The 16,551-nt window shown below is 64.5% G+C and carries 15 protein-coding genes; 8 read left to right on the top strand and 7 right to left on the bottom strand.

Annotated features, from left to right (window positions below):
- Nucleotides 1-183: 183 nt before the first annotated feature.
- From J0W34_RS08420 to J0W34_RS08405, 4 genes are all read left to right on the top strand, one after another.
- The gene (locus tag J0W34_RS08420) at nucleotides 184-3,561 is read left to right on the top strand and encodes a hybrid sensor histidine kinase/response regulator (protein ID WP_230971357.1); all 3,378 of its coding nucleotides are present in this window, start codon (nucleotides 184-186) and stop codon (nucleotides 3,559-3,561) included.
- The gene (locus J0W34_RS08415) at nucleotides 3,548-4,480 is read left to right on the top strand and encodes a response regulator transcription factor (RefSeq protein WP_230971356.1); all 933 of its coding nucleotides are present in this window, start codon (nucleotides 3,548-3,550) and stop codon (nucleotides 4,478-4,480) included. Before J0W34_RS08420 ends, J0W34_RS08415 begins: the two co-directional genes overlap by 14 nt.
- 90 nt (nucleotides 4,481-4,570) lie before the next feature.
- The gene (locus J0W34_RS08410) at nucleotides 4,571-5,134 is read left to right on the top strand and encodes a TetR/AcrR family transcriptional regulator (RefSeq protein ID WP_230971355.1); all 564 of its coding nucleotides are present in this window, start codon (nucleotides 4,571-4,573) and stop codon (nucleotides 5,132-5,134) included.
- A 93-nt stretch (nucleotides 5,135-5,227) separates the two neighbouring features.
- The gene (locus tag J0W34_RS08405) at nucleotides 5,228-5,674 is read left to right on the top strand and encodes a cupin domain-containing protein (protein WP_230971354.1); all 447 of its coding nucleotides are present in this window, start codon (nucleotides 5,228-5,230) and stop codon (nucleotides 5,672-5,674) included.
- Nucleotides 5,675-5,680: 6 nt separating this feature from the next.
- Here the strand turns inward: J0W34_RS08405 and J0W34_RS08400 are convergent, their stop codons facing one another.
- The 4 genes from J0W34_RS08400 to J0W34_RS08385 all read right to left on the bottom strand — a co-directional run bounded on the left by J0W34_RS08400 (nucleotide 5,681) and on the right by J0W34_RS08385 (nucleotide 8,946).
- Entirely contained in the window at nucleotides 5,681-6,106 is a 426-nt protein-coding gene (locus J0W34_RS08400) for a hypothetical protein (protein ID WP_230971353.1), read from the bottom strand.
- Between the two features lie 28 nt (nucleotides 6,107-6,134).
- Nucleotides 6,135-7,088, bottom strand: coding sequence for an MBL fold metallo-hydrolase (locus J0W34_RS08395; protein WP_230971352.1), 954 nt, complete (start codon nucleotides 7,086-7,088; stop codon nucleotides 6,135-6,137).
- Complete coding sequence (locus J0W34_RS08390; protein WP_227814973.1) at nucleotides 7,078-7,908, bottom strand: quinoprotein dehydrogenase-associated SoxYZ-like carrier; 831 nt, start codon at nucleotides 7,906-7,908, stop codon at nucleotides 7,078-7,080. Before J0W34_RS08390 ends, J0W34_RS08395 begins: the two co-directional genes overlap by 11 nt.
- 114 nt (nucleotides 7,909-8,022) lie before the next feature.
- Nucleotides 8,023-8,946 carry a quinoprotein relay system zinc metallohydrolase 2 gene (locus J0W34_RS08385; RefSeq protein WP_230971351.1) on the bottom strand — a complete coding sequence of 308 codons (924 nt, stop codon included), beginning with the start codon at nucleotides 8,944-8,946 and terminating at the stop codon, nucleotides 8,023-8,025.
- A gap of 341 nt (nucleotides 8,947-9,287) precedes the next feature.
- Between J0W34_RS08385 and J0W34_RS08380 the strand changes: the two genes are divergently transcribed.
- Both J0W34_RS08380 and J0W34_RS08375 read left to right on the top strand, forming a co-directional pair.
- A complete protein-coding gene (locus tag J0W34_RS08380) occupies nucleotides 9,288-9,632 on the top strand; it encodes a PRC-barrel domain-containing protein (RefSeq protein WP_227814975.1) in 345 nt (114 codons plus the stop codon).
- Nucleotides 9,633-9,667: 35 nt separating this feature from the next.
- Complete coding sequence (locus J0W34_RS08375) at nucleotides 9,668-10,066, top strand: hypothetical protein (protein WP_230971350.1); 399 nt, start codon at nucleotides 9,668-9,670, stop codon at nucleotides 10,064-10,066.
- A 63-nt stretch (nucleotides 10,067-10,129) separates the two neighbouring features.
- Here the strand turns inward: J0W34_RS08375 and J0W34_RS08370 are convergent, their stop codons facing one another.
- Both J0W34_RS08370 and J0W34_RS08365 read right to left on the bottom strand, forming a co-directional pair.
- Nucleotides 10,130-11,923, bottom strand: a complete 1,794-nt coding sequence (locus tag J0W34_RS08370; protein ID WP_230971349.1) for a monovalent cation:proton antiporter-2 (CPA2) family protein — start codon at nucleotides 11,921-11,923, stop codon at nucleotides 10,130-10,132.
- Between the two features lie 243 nt (nucleotides 11,924-12,166).
- Entirely contained in the window at nucleotides 12,167-12,823 is a 657-nt protein-coding gene (locus tag J0W34_RS08365) for a pyridoxamine 5'-phosphate oxidase family protein (protein ID WP_230971348.1), read from the bottom strand.
- 210 nt (nucleotides 12,824-13,033) lie between these two features.
- Between J0W34_RS08365 and J0W34_RS08360 the strand changes: the two genes are divergently transcribed.
- On the top strand, nucleotides 13,034-14,122 hold the full coding sequence (locus J0W34_RS08360) for an extracellular catalytic domain type 1 short-chain-length polyhydroxyalkanoate depolymerase (RefSeq protein ID WP_230971347.1): 1,089 nt from the start codon (nucleotides 13,034-13,036) through the stop codon (nucleotides 14,120-14,122).
- Nucleotides 14,123-14,133: 11 nt separating this feature from the next.
- Here the strand turns inward: J0W34_RS08360 and J0W34_RS08355 are convergent, their stop codons facing one another.
- Entirely contained in the window at nucleotides 14,134-14,364 is a 231-nt protein-coding gene (locus tag J0W34_RS08355; protein ID WP_227814980.1) for a hypothetical protein, read from the bottom strand.
- 230 nt (nucleotides 14,365-14,594) lie between these two features.
- On the opposite strand from J0W34_RS08355, the gene J0W34_RS08350 reads away from it, so the two are divergent.
- Complete coding sequence (locus J0W34_RS08350) at nucleotides 14,595-16,436, top strand: toll/interleukin-1 receptor domain-containing protein (RefSeq protein ID WP_230971346.1); 1,842 nt, start codon at nucleotides 14,595-14,597, stop codon at nucleotides 16,434-16,436.
- The last annotated feature ends 115 nt before the right edge of the window (nucleotides 16,437-16,551 follow it).

Genomic DNA, 16,551 nt, shown 5'->3' with positions numbered 1-16,551 from the left:
AACGTTGATCCGGCACGATACGTCCGCAAATCACCATCCAGCCCCGTCACGACACACAGGCAACTGCGTCTGTCACATTCACCCAGGCTCAAAACCCGGCCCGGCCTACGCCGAAGCGCGCATAGGCGCACCCTGCCCGTGCAGGTATGCTTCGCCTGTCACCGACTCTGCCCGCCCATCGCCTTGAACGACCCCACTCAGCCCGCCCCTGCGCAACGTGTCATCAAGGTCCGCCGCGACTACAACACCTGGGTGGCACGCGAGACGCTCGAAGACTACGCCCTGCGCTTCACGCCCCACAGCTTTCGCAAGTGGTCGGAACTCAGGGTGGCGAACACGGCGTTTGGCGCGGCCGCCTTTCTGGTGCTCGAAGCCGTGGGCGGCGCCCTGCTGGTGGAATACGGGTTCTGGAATGCGTTGTGGGCCATCGTCGCCACCGGCCTCATCATCTTCATGGCCGGCCTGCCGATCAGCCGCTACGCCGCCCGCTACGGGCTGGACATGGACCTGCTCACCCGGGGCGCGGGCTTTGGGTACCTGGGTTCGACCATCACCTCGCTGATCTACGCGAGCTTCACCTTCATCTTCTTTGCGCTCGAAGCGGCCATCATGGCCTACGCGCTCGACCTGGCTTTCAACATACCGCCGGTGTGGGGTTACCTGATCTGCGCGCTGGTCGTCATTCCGCTGGTCACCCACGGGGTCACCGCCATCAGCTGGTTACAGGTCATCACCCAGCCCCTGTGGCTGGTCATGCTGGTGGTGCCGTTCATCTACGTGCTCAAGCAGAACCCCGGCGTCATTGCCGGCATGGTGGCTTATCCGGGGCAGGACGGCGTCTATGGCGAGTTCAACCTGCTGGCCTTCGGCGCGGCGCTCACGGTGGGCATCGCGCTCATCACGCAGATGGGCGAGCAGGTGGACTACCTGCGTTTCATGCCCGAGCGCAACGCCGCCAATCGCAAGCGATGGAACCTGGCCGTACTGGTGGGCGGACCGGGCTGGGTCATTCCTGGCGTCATCAAGATGCTCGGCGGCGCCCTGCTCGCCTATCTGGCCATCAGCCACTCGGTACCGCCCGAGCGCGCGGTGGACCCGAACCAGATGTACCTGGTCGGCTACGAATACGTGTTTTCGCACGCCGGCTGGGCCGTCGCTGCCACCGCCATCTTCGTGATCATCTCCCAGCTGAAGATCAACGTGACCAACGCCTACGCCGGCTCGCTGGCGTGGTCCAACTTCTTTGCCCGGCTCACCCACAGCCATCCGGGCCGGGTGGTGTGGGTGGTGTTCAATACCATCATTGCCCTGGTGCTCATGGAGCTCGACGTGTTCCAGGCACTGGGCCGGGTACTCGGGCTTTACTCCAATATCGCCATCTCGTGGATGATGGCGGTGGTGGCCGATCTGGTGATCAACAAGCCCCTGGGGCTGTCACCCAAGGGCATCGAGTTCAAACGCGCTCACCTCTATGACATCAATCCGGTCGGGGTCGGTGCCATGCTGCTCGCCTCGGTGCTGTCGATCAGCGCCTACTTCGGCCTGTTCGGCGAACTGGCCCAGGCCTTCTCGGCACTGATTGCGCTGGTCACGGCGATGGTGACCTCGCCGCTGATCGCCTTGGCCACACGCGGCAAGTACTACCTGGCACGCCCGGTGGGCCGCTATGCGACCACTCACCAGAAGTGCGTGATCTGCGAGCGCACCTACGAAACGGAGGACGTATCGAGCTGCCCCGCTTACGGCGGCCCGATCTGCTCCCTGTGCTGTTCGCTGGACGCGCGCTGTCATGATCAGTGCAAGCCACACGCCCGCATCTCCGAGCAGTGGATGCGCACCATGCAGCGCCTCCTGCCCGACCGGCTTTGGCCCTACCTTGATACCGGCGTCGGTCATTTCCTGCTGCTCATGGGCGCCATTCTGCCCATGCTGGCCTTCTTGCTGGGCGTGCTCTACTTCCACGAGCTGCGTGTGCTGGGCAACGATGCCGACACGCTCGGGCCGGCGCTCAGCCACGCCTTCATCAAGGCATACGCCGCGCTGGTGCTGGTGAGCGCGGTGGTGGCCTGGTGGCTGGTGCTCACCAACAAGAGCCGGCTGGTGGCGCAGGAGGAATCCAACCGCCAGACCGCACTGCTGGTACAGGAGATCGAAGACCACCGCCGCACCGACGAGGCCCTGCAGAAAGCCAAGCAGTCGGCGGAGTTGGCCAACCAGGCCAAGAGCCGCTACATCAGCGCCATCAGCCACGAACTGCGCACCCCCTTGAACTCGATTCTGGGCTACGCACAGATTCTCGATGGCGATCCGACCATACCGCCGCAGCGCCAGCAGGCGATCCGGGTGATTCGACGCAGTGGCGACCATCTGCTCTCACTCATCGAGGGCACCATGGACATCGCCCGCATCGAAGGCGGCAAGCTTACGCTGGAGGTCCGTCCGATCGACTTCCCCGCCCTGCTCCAGCAAGTGGTCGACATGGTCGAGCCGCAAGCCAGCAGCAAGGGGCTGCAGTTCGACTACCGGATCGACGGCACGCTACCGGCAGTCGTGCGTGCCGACGAAAAGCGCTTGCGCCAGATTCTGATCAATGTGGTGGGCAATGCCATCAAGTTCACCCGCCAGGGTCGGGTCAGTCTGACGGTGCGATACGCCCGCGAAATGGCCACTTTCCAGATCGAAGACACCGGGCCGGGTATTTCGCCCGAAGACGCCGAACGCATCTTTGAACCCTTCGGTCGCGGCGGCTCGGCCAGCGGCACTGCCGGCTCGGGCCTGGGTCTGACCATCAGCCGCATGTTCGCCGACGTGATGGGCGGCGAACTGAAGCTGGACCAGACCTCGAGCGCCGGCACCCGCTTTACGGTGCGCCTGTTCCTGCCGCAGGTGCATGGCGCCGACGACGTGGTGCGTCCGGCGCGCGCCAAGCGCCGCGGTTACCAAGGCCCCCGCAAACGCGTGCTGGTGGTGGACAACGAGCCGGATGACCGGCTGATGCTCACCAGCGTTCTTGAACCGCTGGGCTTCGAAGTGGCGCAAGCCGCCTCCGGACTTGAATGTCTGAAGATGCTAGACGCATTCAGACCCGACGTAATCTTCATGGATCTGGCGATGCCCGGCATCGACGGCTGGGAGACGATCCGCCGCATTCGTGCCACCGGCACCAGCCAAGCGGCCATTGCCGTGGTGTCGGCCAACGCCTTCGACAAGGGGCTCGACAACGACGTCGCCCTGCCCCCGGAAGACTTCCTGGTCAAGCCGGTGCAGGTCGAAGAAGTGCTCGACTGGATCGCCCACAAGCTCGATCTTGTCTGGATCGAAGCGCCTCCACCGCCGCCGGTGTCAGAATCCGGCGCGCTGGTCATGCCACCGGATGCCATGCTCGACGCCCTCGCCGACCCGGTGGAGATGGGCTATGTTCGGGGTGTGCTCGATCAGCTCGACGCCATCGAGGCTGCCGACGCCAGATACCGCCCTTTCACCCACCGGGTGCGCACGCTGGCCAGCCAGTTCCAGTTCGACGCCATCATGAGTCTCATTTCGCAAGATGCCGACCTCTGAGTCCAATCGCCCCAAAGTCGTCCTGATCGTGGATGACATCCCGGACAACCTGTCCTTGCTGCACGACGCGCTCGACGAGGCCGGCTACACCGTACTCGTCGCCACGGACGGCGCGGCTGCACTGACGCGTGCGGGCCGACAGCAGCCCGACGTGATCCTGCTCGATGCGCTCATGCCGGGCATGGACGGCTTCGAAGTGGCGCGGCGACTCAAGGCGGACTTTGCCACGGCGCACATTCCCATCGTGTTCATGACCGGCCTGACCGAGACCGAACACGTGGTCGCCGCGTTCGAGGCCGGCGGCATCGACTATGTGACCAAGCCGATCCGGCCACAGGAAGTCATCGTGCGCATTGCCGCCCACATGCAGGGCGCCCGGCAGGTGAGCCTGGCACGCAGCGCGCTCGACGCCAGCGGACAGGCCACCATCGCCATCCGCATGGATACGGGCGCTCTCGTCTGGCAAACCCCGAAAGCACGGCAACTGCTGGCCGAGTTTGCTCCGCCCGATGGCGACAAGGCACCCGCCGACCTGCTGCAGTGGATCACCGCCTCCGCCCAGGCGCGCACCGGAAACCAGACGGTCCTGCCGTTCTCGCTGGTGGTCGCCGACCGCCGCCTGGTCTTCAATCTCAACGAGCAGACCGCCGACGGCGAGTGGCTGGTGAGCCTGCGTGAAGAATCGGACCGTGCCAGCATCGACGCCCTGATCCCCGCCTTCGGCCTCACCCAGCGCGAGGCTGAAGTGCTCTACTGGGTCACGAAAGGCAAGACCAATCGCGACATCGGCGACATCCTCGGGCTGTCGCCACGCACGGTGCACAAGCACCTGGAGCACGTGTTCGCCAAACAGGGCGTCGAGACACGGACGGCAGCCGCCACGCTGGCCATCAATACACTGAAGGCCGGGGGCGACTGAGCACAGCGCCGCGGACACGAAGTCAGGCAGGTCAAACAAATTGATGTTGTGAGTTGACTACCTACCTACTGGTAGGTTAATTTCACCGCCATGGACATGAAGGAACACATTCTGGATATCGCCCAGCGCCTGATTCAGCTGCGGGGCGTCAATGGCTTCAGTTACGCCGACATCGCCAAAGAGGTGGGCGTCTCCAAGGCGAGCCTGCATCACCACTTTGCCACCAAGACCGATCTGGTGTCGCGCCTGCTCGACCGGTATTCGGCCCAGCTGCAGGAATACCTGGACCAGCTCCTGCACAGTGAGCCGTCCGCCATGGGCCGGCTGGAAGGCTATGCCAACCTGTACCGCAAAACCCTCGACAGCGAGCGGGTCTGCATGGGCGGCATGCTGTCAGCCGAGGCCATGACACTCGACGAACGTGTCCACCCGCAGCTCGCGCATTTCTTTGACTTGCAAGTGCAGTGGCTGACCCAGGTGATCGAGGCCGGCCGCGCCAAGGGCGAGCTGACGCAGACGGGCACCGCCGAGCAGGACGCCTCCGCCATCATCGCCGCCCTTCAGGGTGGCCTGGTCGTCTCGCGCTCGGCCAGAACGAACATGTTTTTCGACCAATGCGCCCACGGGGTCATCGACCGCCTGCGCGCCAGCTGATTCTGTTTTCTTCCCGAGCCGATGCATGTCGGCTCAATTTTTGACCCACCAACCTACCTACTGGTAGATAACTCAACTGAACAGGACCTCACCATGACTCAGACACTCACGAAAACCGGCCGCCACTTCGCACAGATGGAAGCCGGCCCGATGAACCAATGGCCGGACTACACGGTGCACCTGCCGGGCCTCGACATCCCGGGCAAACTCTTCATCAAGGAGACCCTGGGCCTGACCGGCTGTGAAATTTCGATCAATGCCATGCCGCCGGGCGGCGAAGTCCCCTTCTATCACACGCATAAGCAGAACGAGGAGGTCTACATCTTCATCAAGGGTCGTGGTCAGCTGCAAATTGACGGCGAGACGCTGGATGTGAAAGAAGGCAGCATCGTGCGCATCGCCCCGGACGCCGAACGCATCTGGCGCAACAATGGCGATGAGTCGCTCGTCTATATCATCATGCAGGTGAAGGAGAACTCGCTGGTCCAGTGGAGTGCCGTGGATGGCAACATCCTGGAGACGGCGCCGGCCTGGGGCTGAGCGACGTCAGATCGTGGGCCGCACTCGCGGCGGCCCGCGATCAACCCCGGGCTCGGGATCGAGCGCCACATCCGCCAGACCGGTCACTTTGGTGACGACACCCCGGGCGACCTGTCTTGCCCCCTCCATGCAGAAGAACCCCACACCGACCTCAATCCGCGGTCGGTGCACTGTCACGCGCGCATCGCGATTGACAATGTGCATGCGGGCGCGAAGGGTACCGGATAGAGGAATGTCCGATTCAAGTGAGTCGCCATTGCCGCTCATGAAATCGGCCCAGATCATGTATTGGTCGTCGAGCGGCAACAGATCCCCATACGCAAAATCCCAGCGGATTCCATTGAACGCAGGGGTCGCGCGCCCGCCTTCCTCTTCAGAAAGAATCCGGATCTCCGCCTCGAAGTCAGCGGGTAAGGCATAGCGTTGTTTCAACGCGAAATCTCCAGATCCCGACGCAGTTTCAGCGAAGCGGCGCAGACGCTTCTGCGCCCAGATCCGCCTTTTCCATCTGAAGGTACAGCACCTGCACGTTGGACGAATGAACCCGTGCCTCGTCGGGCGTGGCGCCCGGCAGTTTGAGCTCGTTTTCGGCTTCACTCAGGCTCAGACCACGTGCGTAGGCATTGCGCACCTGCTTGCCGACATTCACCAGATAGTCGCGGGTACAGGCAATTGCGGACGGTGGCAGCACGCCGCCACGCCCGGGCACGATGCGTTTGGGCGCCAGCGCCTCGATGCGGTCGAGCGCCTGGAGCCAACCGTCCAGATGGGCATCGCGCAGTTGCGGTAGCCCCTGCCCGACCACCAGTTCGGCGGTCACCAATGTGCCGGTCGCCTCGTCGAACAGGGCCAGCTCGCCGGGTACCGCCGCCCAACCCATGTCCATCACCTGCACCATGCGCCCCCCCAGATCGATGCGGATCTCACCCATGAGCGCCACATCGGCGACCGGTACCGCCGAGCCCGCCATGGCCTCGTTGCCGTCGGACGCACGCAAGCGCTCAAGGCAATGGTCGCAGCGCTGGTTGATCAGATCGCCCGTGGCACCGGTATCGGCCAGGGCAACGCCCCCGTGCTGCAAGGCAGTACCGCCGAACACATAACCGGGCAACGCCGCCGGGATGAACGCCATGTAGGGGTCCGGCAAACGTTCGAGCCGGACAAGATCCAGAATCTGTCGCCCGTCGCGATAGGCCTGACCGGTACCGAAGATGAGACTGCGCCGATTGCCGTGCAGCACGATCACATTGGCACCGCCATCGGGCGGGGGGCCTGCATGCAGCGGCGGCAGCACCATCAACCCGGCATCGATGACCTGCGCCTCGCCCAGGCCGACGGCCGCAGCAACGGCGGACCACAGCCCCAGACACAGACACCCCAGAACTCTGAGCAACGCCAAGGTCTTAACTTGCACCCAGTTTCACACTCGTCTCGAAACGAAGCTCATCCGTATCCACCACCTCGGCCTTCAACTCACCGCCACCTTCACGAAGGTCGCCTTCCGGCGTGCGGAAATGGAAACGGAAATTGGGGTTCTCGCTGATCGAGAAATTCACCTCGGCCGTCATCAGGGGCTCGCCCTTGTAGCTCACCTTGATGGTGCGCACGAAGTGCGGCCGGGGGTACAGCCGCGTGACCTGATCCATGGCCATGCCCGACTCGTTCGGGTGGCTGATCATCAGTTGCGCCCCGGTCAGCCCGCTATCCTCGGTGGCGCCAAGCACGCGCAGCTTCATGCGACCCATGTTGGCCGCGGCCACGGCCGGGTCCTTGCCCGCCGGGGCAGAACACCCGCCCGAGGCTTTGACGAACCGGGTGGTCATGTGCAGCGAGCCGTCGGCCAGTTCGGCCACGGCGCGCATCCAGGTGTATTCCTCGACACGCACCCGGGTCTCCATGTCGACGACGCCACTGCCCGGCTCGAAGGTGAAGATGGCCGCCACCGGGCCCGGGTTCTTGTCGATGATGAGCCAGGCACGACGCATCTCCTTGTCCGGCGCATCGCCAAAGTTGCTGCGGATCGCGATGGGCACCACCGCGGCATCGGCGGCACGCGGCGGAGCCTCGAGCACCAGCCGGTCGCCACCCTCAGCGATCGGGCGGCTCTCGAACAAGGCCTGACGTGTGGATTGCCAACCCGGACTGAGCTCGGGATCGGGTTGGTCGTCGGCGGCCTGAACCGGTGCCACGAGTAACAACCAGCCTGCAAGCGCGCCGGTGAGTATGCCCTTCATGGTCTCCATCTCCTTGGGGTGGTTGCGTGCATCTCGTTGTGTTGGGGCGTGCGCACGCTGCACTACTTCATTCTAGTTGCTGGGCGGTGCTTGTCAGCACGTCATCACCTGCGCTCACTCCCACTCCAGCTCCGCGAAGGCAGCGGTCAGGTTGCGCACGTGGTAAGCCGGTGCCAGCAGCCAGGGGGCGGCTGCCGCCGGATCGGCACTCGATACCGTCTCTGAAAGCGACTTGCCTTCAGCGATGGCTGCCCGCACCTGCTCCGCCACCTGCCCGAGGTAGGCATCCTGCGCGCTCAGGCCATCCCGCCAGTCGGTCCCGGCCGGACCGTGCCCGGGCACGCCGATGGTGGCGGGCAGCGCGCGGAGCTGTTCGCTGACCGCCAGCCAGCCCTTGATGCTGCCGTCGAGGGACGGGATGCGCTCGCGAAACAGCAGGTCGCCCAGCCACAGCACACCGCTGGCTGGATCGAACACGGTGAGGTCGTTGTTGGTGTGCGCTGTGGGCCAGCTTTGCAATTGCAGGGTTCGCCCCCCCAGATCGAGCGACATCCGCCCTTCAACCACCATGTCGGGCGGCACCGGCACCGTTCCCTTGGCTGCGTCGCCGAGCAGCTCGTCGAGTCGGGTGAGATAGGTCGCCGCGCGTTGCGCCAGGGCCGCGGGCAGTCGCGCGTCGGCCACAAAGACGGGCCGGGGTTTGAGCTGAGCGAATGCCGCGTTGCCGAACAGGTGATCCGGATGCATGTGGGTATTGATCACGTAACAGATGGGCAAGGCCGTGACCGCACGCACCGCCTCGAGCAGTGCTTCGCCATCCATGCGGCTGCCGCCCGAGTCGATCACCGCCGCGCATTTTTCGCCGACCACGACGCCCTTGTTGGCGATGTCGCCATGATTGTGCGGGTCGGGTTCGGCATGCACGCCGGTGTGCAGATAGACGCCGGGGGCGATTTCATCGAAGCGGTACTGCGCCTGTGCGGGCGTCACTGCGGCCAGCAACAGCAGACAGACACCAAGCCGGAACGACTGCGTCATGATCTCTCTCCTCACACCATGCGCCTGTGTTTTCGTTGAAACGGCGCTTCGGACCATTCTAGCCACCGAACGACGTGAGCGGGTCACGAAGATTCGCCCCCGCCCCACCGAGTACCGGATCGCCGGCCGTACCGGCAAGACCCGGCAGCGCCATCCGGCCGGCCCTGACAGCCCTCGCCGCGCACTGACATGGCGTCGGCCGCCTCCTACCCGCAGTTGCGCGCGCCGCCGACGTCCACCCCACCATGATGGCGGGATACTCAGTTCCAGCGCCGGGCACATCGCCTCCGGCACCGCAGACGGGCTCACAGCCCGCTGATTCCGATCCAAAGGAGAAACGCATGACAACCCTATCCGCATCCACCCTGACCGGTAATGAAGTTGTGAACCCCGCGGGTGAAAACCTTGGCGAAGTCAAAGACGTAATGATCGATGTCGAAAGCGGCAAGGTCACCTACGCCGTGCTCGAATTCGGCGGTTTCCTGGGCCTGGGCAGCAAGCTGTTCGCCGTCCCGATCAACGCCATGGAACTGGACACCGACAACGAGCGCTTCGTTTTCCATCAGTCGAAGGAGCGGCTGGAAAACGCCCCCGGCTTCGACAAGGACCACTGGCCCGATTTCGCGGATCGCCAGTGGGAGGAAGGTATTTACGCCTACTACAACGTGAAGCCGCACTGGCACTGAGCGAGCACACCCGACTGCAACGAGGAGATCAGATCATGAAGACCACATTTGCCATTGTGCTCACGGCCACCGCCATGTACAGCTTTGCCAACACGGCACACGCCATCGACACTGAAGACGTGATCGAGGACCGTGCCGAAGCGACTTACGAGGCCAGCAAGGACAAGGCCGAGGCCACCTACGACGCCGCCATGAAGCAGTGCGACAAGCTCTCGGGGAATGCCGAGGACGTATGTGAAAAAGAGGCGAAAGCCGACTACGAAAGCGCCATGTCGGAGGCCAAGGTGGCCCTCAAGGCCGGTGAGGCACGCGCGGACACGATCGACGACGAAATGGAAGCCCGCTACGAAGCCGCGCGCGAGAAATGCGACGCCATGACCGGCGACGCCAAAGACGCGTGCATCAGCGATGCCAAGATGAAGTTCAACCAGTAAGCGGATGGCAGAAGCATCCAACAAGGCACAGCGCTTGGCCTCATCGGCCGGGCGCTGTGCCATTCACGCGCGCTTCGGTGCCGGACTGACGTCGTCGCTGTCCGAATGCGCCGCGACAAGCTCCTGTTCGAGCAGCAATGCCAGTTCCTTGTAGCTCTCCCGGGCACTGGCAATGAGCTGGTTCTCGTCGTGGTAAAGCGCTTGCTGACGGCGAAGCAGGTCTTCGTCATGTGTCGCGAATCGTTCTGCAACTCGTGATGCGGCGTCGGGCGCCTTGCCCAGCGCCTCGAACACCTGCCGCCCCATCACCACACTCGAGCGGAAGGTCTCGCGCATGATGTGGCTCACGCCCACATCCATCAACCGGTAGGCGTGGAAACGGTCCTTCGCGCGCGCAATGATCTGCACCTGCGGAAAATGCCGCCGCACCAGCTCGGCGCAGCGCAGCGAACACTCGACGTCATCAATGGCCAGCACCAGCACCTTGGCTTCCTTCACCTGCGCCGCATCAAGCACCTCGAGATGTGCCGCGTTGCCGTAGTAGGCCACCGACCCGAAGCGGCGCACGGTGTCGATCCGGTCCTGGTCGATATCGAGGGCGGTGAACGCCACGCCACGCACGCGCAGCATCCGGCCCACGATCTGTCCCACCCGACCAAAACCGGCAATCACCACCGGGCTGGCATCGGAAGGCATTTCATCGGGCTCGGGATCGGGTGCATTTGCATCCTCCCGCCGGTTGATCCGGTCGCCCAGAATGAACAACAGGGGCGCAATGGTCATGGACAGCGCCACGGCCAGCGTGAGCTTGCCGGTCAGGTTGCCTGGCAGGATATCGCCCGCACCGGCGCCGAACAGCACGAAAGCGAATTCACCACACTGCGCCAGCGCCAGCGCCTCCATGCGGGCCACGCGCGGCTTGCCCCCGACCAGCCGCCGCAAACCGTACAGCCCCACGCCTTTGATCAGTAGCAGCCCCAGCGTGATGGCAGCAATATCAACCGGATGCCGGGCAATCAGCCCCAGATCCATGCCCATGCCCACGGCGATGAAAAACAGGCCCATCAACAAACCCTGAAAGGGCGCAATCGCCCCCTCCAGCTCGTGGCGGAAGTCCGAGTCCGACAGCAACACCCCGGCCACAAAGGCCCCCAGCGACATGGACAGGCCCGCCCCCTGCATCAACAGCGCCAGTCCGAGTGCCACGGCCAGAGCCGCCGCGGTGAACATCTCGCGGCTATCGACCTTGGCCACGTGACGAAACACCTGGTTGAGAACGGGCCGACCGATGGCCACCACCACGCCCAGCACGACCAGGCCGATGAGCGGCGAAACCCCGCCTTCGGCACGACCGCCGAGCAAAGGCAGGATCGCCAACAGCGGAATGACCATCAGATCCTGAAACAGCAGCATGGCAAAGGTCTCGCGCCCGTAGCGCGAGCGCAGCTCACCGCGTTCAGACAGGGTGGGCAGCACGAAGGCCGTCGACGACAGTGCCAAGCCGAGGCCGGCCAGAATCGCCGCCGGCCAGGGAATGCCGAACAGGCGCGCCACACCGATGAGCAAGGCCCCGACCCCGAAAAACTGCAGGGCCCCCAAGCCGAACACCGGCTTGCGCAGTGCCCACAGTCGCGAGGGCTGCAGCTCCAGCCCGATCACGAACAACAGCAACACCACGCCCAACTCGGCGGTGTGCAGCAGGTTGTCCGGATCGCTCACCAGGCCGAAGCCCCACGGGCCGATCAGCACACCGGCCACGAGATAGCCGAGCACGGTACCGAGCCCGGCGCGCTTGAACAGGGGAACGAGCAGCACGGCAACGGCCAGCAGGGCTGCAAAAGTGGTGACGGATTGCATGGAGACTTCCGGGATGGGGCCACCGCGTGTGCGGCGAAGGTGTTTTACCTTGAAGAATACGCCAAGCCGGCCGAGGCGTAACGACAACGCGCCCTCACGATGGGCGCGTGGGCAAGAGGCCATCGGTGCCCGGCATCTGCCGCCCACGTCCACCTGGCGCGACAGGCCATCATGGCCGGGCCCTTGCCGTCACGCCCGAGCGCAATGGAAAGATGCCCGGCAACCCTGCCGACACCGCCCGCTTCAGCCCTTGCCTGCGCGCACCAGGGCCTCGTATTCCTCGGGCGTGATGCTGCCCAGGGCATCCACGGCCGGGCCGTCACGCGCCGGAATCACGTCACGCAGTCCGTCGATCCGCTTCCACTGAGGTGTTTCGGTTGGCCGGGCATCGCCCATGGGCGTGTATTTCGACAGACCGACCCGCTGGTGCGGATGGATATACCGGGGGCAGTTCACGAAGATTTCCTCAACCGCCACACGCACCAGCAACTCGGCACCCTCGAAAGTGTCGATCAGCGGATCGTCGCGGTCGATGCTGGCCGTGCCGTGCACGCGCACGCGGTGAGGCGTTTCGAAATCAATGAACAGCAGGCCGATTTTCGGGTTGGCGGTGATGTTGCCCATGGACAGGAACATGCCGTTGCCGTCGTAACTGGGAAACGCCAGCGTGGTAGCGTCCAGCACCCGCACGAAGCCGGGCGCGCCGCCCTTGTGCGAACAGGTCGGGAAGCCACGGTGATCAATAGTGCTGAGAAAGAAGAAACCGCGACTCTCAATGAACCCCTTGTGATCGTCACCGACCTCATTGACCACGATGAATTCCGCCACGCGGTCGGCCAGGGGCCCGGTCTCGAAATCCTGCTGCAAGGCCCGGTGCTGCGCACCATACAGTTCGCTCATTTTGTCTCCTTGGGGCACGACCGGCATCTGAATGCGCCGGTTCGACCCGATCGATCATGAACCCGGACGGTATGGCCGTCAAAGGTCTGCCCCACGGCGGACTCGGATCAGACACCAGGACTCCCGGGTTTGCACTCGTCGCATTGCCCGATTCAAGAGGCGCCCGAAAAAACCATGGTCTGCCGCCGCGACTCGTAGGAAGATGTGCCCATGAAACGCCGCCGCAAAAGCCCGCTCGTCGATGCCTTTTTCAAGCTGGGCCGCAGCGCCACGCGTACTGCCACCCGTGCGGCCAAAACGGCAACGCGCAAGACCACGCGTGCCGCCACCAAGGCCATCACGGCGCAGGCCACCCGGGCTGCCCAGCAAACCCGCGACGCCCTGGCCGGTATCGCCTCGCCCGCCAAGCCGCCGGTCACGCGCGCAGGCAGCGGGCGCTGGCTCGAGGGCCGCTGGGGGCTCGGCCCCATGGCCATGCGCCGCTACCGGCTCTACCTGCCGCCCGGCGCCGGCAAGCGTCGCCCCGCGCCACTACTGCTCTTCCTGCACGGGTGCCAGCAGGACACCGCCAGTTTCGCCGCCAGCACCCGCGTCGCCAGCTTTGCCCGCCAGAAGGGGATTGCCGTCCTCATGCCCGAGCAGGCCCAGGAGGCCAACCCGCAACGCTGCTGGAACTGGTTCGGCAACGAGCACATGGTGGCGCTGGAAGCACGCATTCTCATGGCCATCGTCGATCACGTCGGCAACACCGAACCGGTCAGGACAGACGCATTGTTTGCCATGGGCCTGTCCGCGGGCGGTGCCATGTCTGCCACGCTCGCCCTGCGCTACCCCGATCGTTTCCGTGCCGTCGCCAGCCACTCGGGCGCCGTGGCCAGCAGCGCGCGCAACCTGTTACAGGCAGGGCAAGCCATGCGCGGGCGGCGGGCGCCCGATGTGGAGGAGATCTACCGCCAGCTCGCGGGCCAGACCGCCCCGCCGCTCCTCATCATTCATGGCGACCGCGACCCTGTGGTGAATACCGCCAGCGCAGAGGCCGCAGCGGCCCTGTGGCTGGCCATCTGCGATGAAAACGACGCCATTCGCGCGCTGCCGCCGCGCCGGTCGGCCCGGGGCACACGCTACGCGATCACACGATTCGACTGGAAGCGCAACGGCCGGCCCTACCTGCGCCTGGTGCAGGTGCATGGCCTCGGACATGCCTGGAGTGGTGGCACCGCCAGGCAGCAGTATTCAGACCCCGGCGGACCCGACGCACTGCGGATCGCCTGGGCGTGGTTCGCCTTGCACAGCACATAGCGCTTCCGGGATCAGGCAGCGGGTTGCCGTGCAGATTTGGCGCGTTTCAACCAGGCCCATGCAACGGCCGACACGGCAGACACAAGCAACAGCGCCCAGAACCACTCCCAGAAGGCCCATTCACCCGACCAGTTCAGGTCGGACAGGTCGCGAAGCGCTCGTGCACCAAAGCGCGCTACCACTTCGACAAGCTCGACGGGCCAATCCCCCTTGCTCACGGAAAAATCGTGCTGATCGATCATTGTCGAAACTCACCGCATTGAAATGACATAGGCTCATCAAGGTTAAGTTAAACCAGTGGGGAAATGCCATTCGACTTGCGTGATAGATGGCCACGTCAGGAGCCGCTTCAACTTTCTGGCGAGCGAGTCATGCCGCAGGGACCTCACGCGATTAGAATCGGCATGACACACAGGGCGCGCGCAGGCTGGCGTCACTTCGAACCGCATCACCTACCCCATCCGCCAAGGTCATGACGCACTCGAACGACAGTTCTCCCACGCCTCGCCTGTCCGGCCTGCTCACCCGTCTGATTGATCGCGATCGGCGCAGCGACTATCTGGTGCTCGCCCTGTTCGCGGCGATTCCCGTGGCTCTCTCCATCCCGATGGGGCTGTTCTGGTCACGGGCGACCGAGCGCGAGATTGCGTTCAAGGGCTACGCGGACGCCCCCAATTTCTGGACACTGGTCTTTCTCCTGCCCGCTCTGCTGTGGCTGATTCGCTGGGCCATGAACCGCATCGCCCCGGTGAGCAGGGAATGGCCGCCCAGCGAAGAGCCGCCCATTCTGGCCCTGCTCGACACCCCGGCGGGCAAGCGTGTCGCTTACGAGGGGCTTCGTCGGTGGGTGCTCAGCCCGCGCGTGGCGACAGCGGCGCTGGTGCTGGCGGTCGCCATCAACGTGATCGACATGAGTGGCTTTCTGCTCGCCGACTACATCAACCCGGCCGACCCACCCGTTGGCGCATACGACTGGCGCAACCTGCACCGCTCGGGGCTCATCAGTCCCAGTGCCAATCTGCTGTTTGCCCTGGTCGCCTACACGGTCCAGTTCGCCATGGTCTGGCTGGGCTGCCTGTGTGGCCTGCTTCTGCTGGCGCACAATCTGTACTTTCTGCGCCACGTCTATCAGCGACGCTGGGTGCCGGACGGGCAGGAGGATCACTTTTTCGAGATCAACCTGGCGGACGAAGATCGCTGCTTCGGTTTCCGGGAAGCCAACAGCGCCTTCAACACCCAGATCATGCTGCTCATGGGCGGCGGGCTGATGATGCTGTTCAGCCGGTATCAGTACTCGGCCACCTGGGACGAGATGAAAGCCGACCCGACGGCCATCCTGCCCACGGTGGGTCAGGTGATGATGGTGGGTGGCTGGTTCGTGGGCCTGTGCGTCATCTCACTGCCGGCGCTGGTCAAACTCCTGCCCCGCCTGCCCTTCATCGGCAATCAGCGCGCCAGCCGGCGGATCGGCAGCTATCTGCTCGAATTCATGTCGCCGCGCCGCTGGCCCTTCGGGCTCAACCCGCGCCCCGAAGAAATCGCTGCGCTCGCGGCCCGCTTTGCCAGTCACTCTTTCTGGCCCACCGGCAACAACCGGGGCGCGCAACTGTTCTTTTTCGCGCTGTGGATCGGCCAGATCGTGCTGATCGCCCCGCCACTCGACAACCCGCCCCTGCTAGCGGCAAGTGTGCTGACGATGGGCTTGATTGCCTGGGGGGCCAAGGCTTTGATCATGGGGGCACTGCACTCGTCGCTGCGCTACGTGGACGACGGACTGGTCGACCCGCCCTCCGGCCCGCTGCCCGAGCTGCGCCTGCCCGGCCGCAAGCTCGATGCCGGCATTTTCGTGAGCTATCGGCGACAGGATTCCGCGGCCTACACCGGACGCCTCTACGACTACCTGTCCGACCACGTCCACCGGGATCAGATTTTTCTGGACATCCATGCCATTGGTGCCGGGGAGAAATATGGTGATGTGCTGAACCGGAACCTGAGTGAATGTGCCGCCGTGCTGGTCATGATAGGCCCACGCTGGTTGAGTTCTGTCAGCGACAATGGAGCCCCCCGGCTGGCCGACCCGGACGATTGGGTGCGGGCCGAAGTGGCAGCCGCCCTCGCCCGCGACATTCTGGTCGTCCCGGTACTGGTCGGCGGCGCGCAACTGCCCTCACCCGCAGAACTACCCGCCGATCTGGCCCCCTTGTGCGACCGCAATGCGTTCGAAATCAGCGATACGCGATGGGACTACGATGCCCGCCGGCTGATGGCCCAGTTGCGCGGAGCGCTGGACGCGCGACAGCGCACGGCAGGCTGACGCAGGCAAATCCGCCCCAGCCTCGATGCCTGAGGGCGTGTTAACTCCCTGTGAACGGACGCAGAGACGACGGTGTATCCTGCCCGGCAACCGGGCCGGTCTCACACGCTCCGCG

The sequence above is a fragment of the Nitrogeniibacter aestuarii genome, from assembly GCF_017309585.1.
In the GTDB taxonomy this organism is placed as follows: Bacteria; Pseudomonadota; Gammaproteobacteria; order Burkholderiales; family Rhodocyclaceae; genus Nitrogeniibacter; species Nitrogeniibacter aestuarii.
This window is presented reverse-complemented; position numbering and strand designations above follow the sequence as displayed.

Bases quoted from the DNA above. Each gene is read 5' to 3' on its own strand.
- J0W34_RS08415 (WP_230971356.1), top strand. From the start codon at position 3,548: ATGCCGACCTCTGAGTCCAATCGCCCCAAAGTCGTCCTGATCGTGGAT.
- J0W34_RS08410 (WP_230971355.1), top strand. From the start codon at position 4,571: ATGGACATGAAGGAACACATTCTGGATATCGCCCAGCGCCTGATTCAG.
- J0W34_RS08405 (WP_230971354.1), top strand. From the start codon at position 5,228: ATGACTCAGACACTCACGAAAACCGGCCGCCACTTCGCACAGATGGAA.
- J0W34_RS08390 (WP_227814973.1), bottom strand. From the start codon at position 7,908: ATGAAGGGCATACTCACCGGCGCGCTTGCAGGCTGGTTGTTACTCGTG.
- J0W34_RS08385 (WP_230971351.1), bottom strand. From the start codon at position 8,946: ATGACGCAGTCGTTCCGGCTTGGTGTCTGTCTGCTGTTGCTGGCCGCA.
- J0W34_RS08380 (WP_227814975.1), top strand. From the start codon at position 9,288: ATGACAACCCTATCCGCATCCACCCTGACCGGTAATGAAGTTGTGAAC.
- J0W34_RS08375 (WP_230971350.1), top strand. From the start codon at position 9,668: ATGAAGACCACATTTGCCATTGTGCTCACGGCCACCGCCATGTACAGC.
- J0W34_RS08370 (WP_230971349.1), bottom strand. From the start codon at position 11,923: ATGCAATCCGTCACCACTTTTGCAGCCCTGCTGGCCGTTGCCGTGCTG.
- J0W34_RS08365 (WP_230971348.1), bottom strand. From the start codon at position 12,823: ATGAGCGAACTGTATGGTGCGCAGCACCGGGCCTTGCAGCAGGATTTC.
- J0W34_RS08360 (WP_230971347.1), top strand. From the start codon at position 13,034: ATGAAACGCCGCCGCAAAAGCCCGCTCGTCGATGCCTTTTTCAAGCTG.
- J0W34_RS08355 (WP_227814980.1), bottom strand. From the start codon at position 14,364: ATGATCGATCAGCACGATTTTTCCGTGAGCAAGGGGGATTGGCCCGTC.
- J0W34_RS08350 (WP_230971346.1), top strand. From the start codon at position 14,595: ATGACGCACTCGAACGACAGTTCTCCCACGCCTCGCCTGTCCGGCCTG.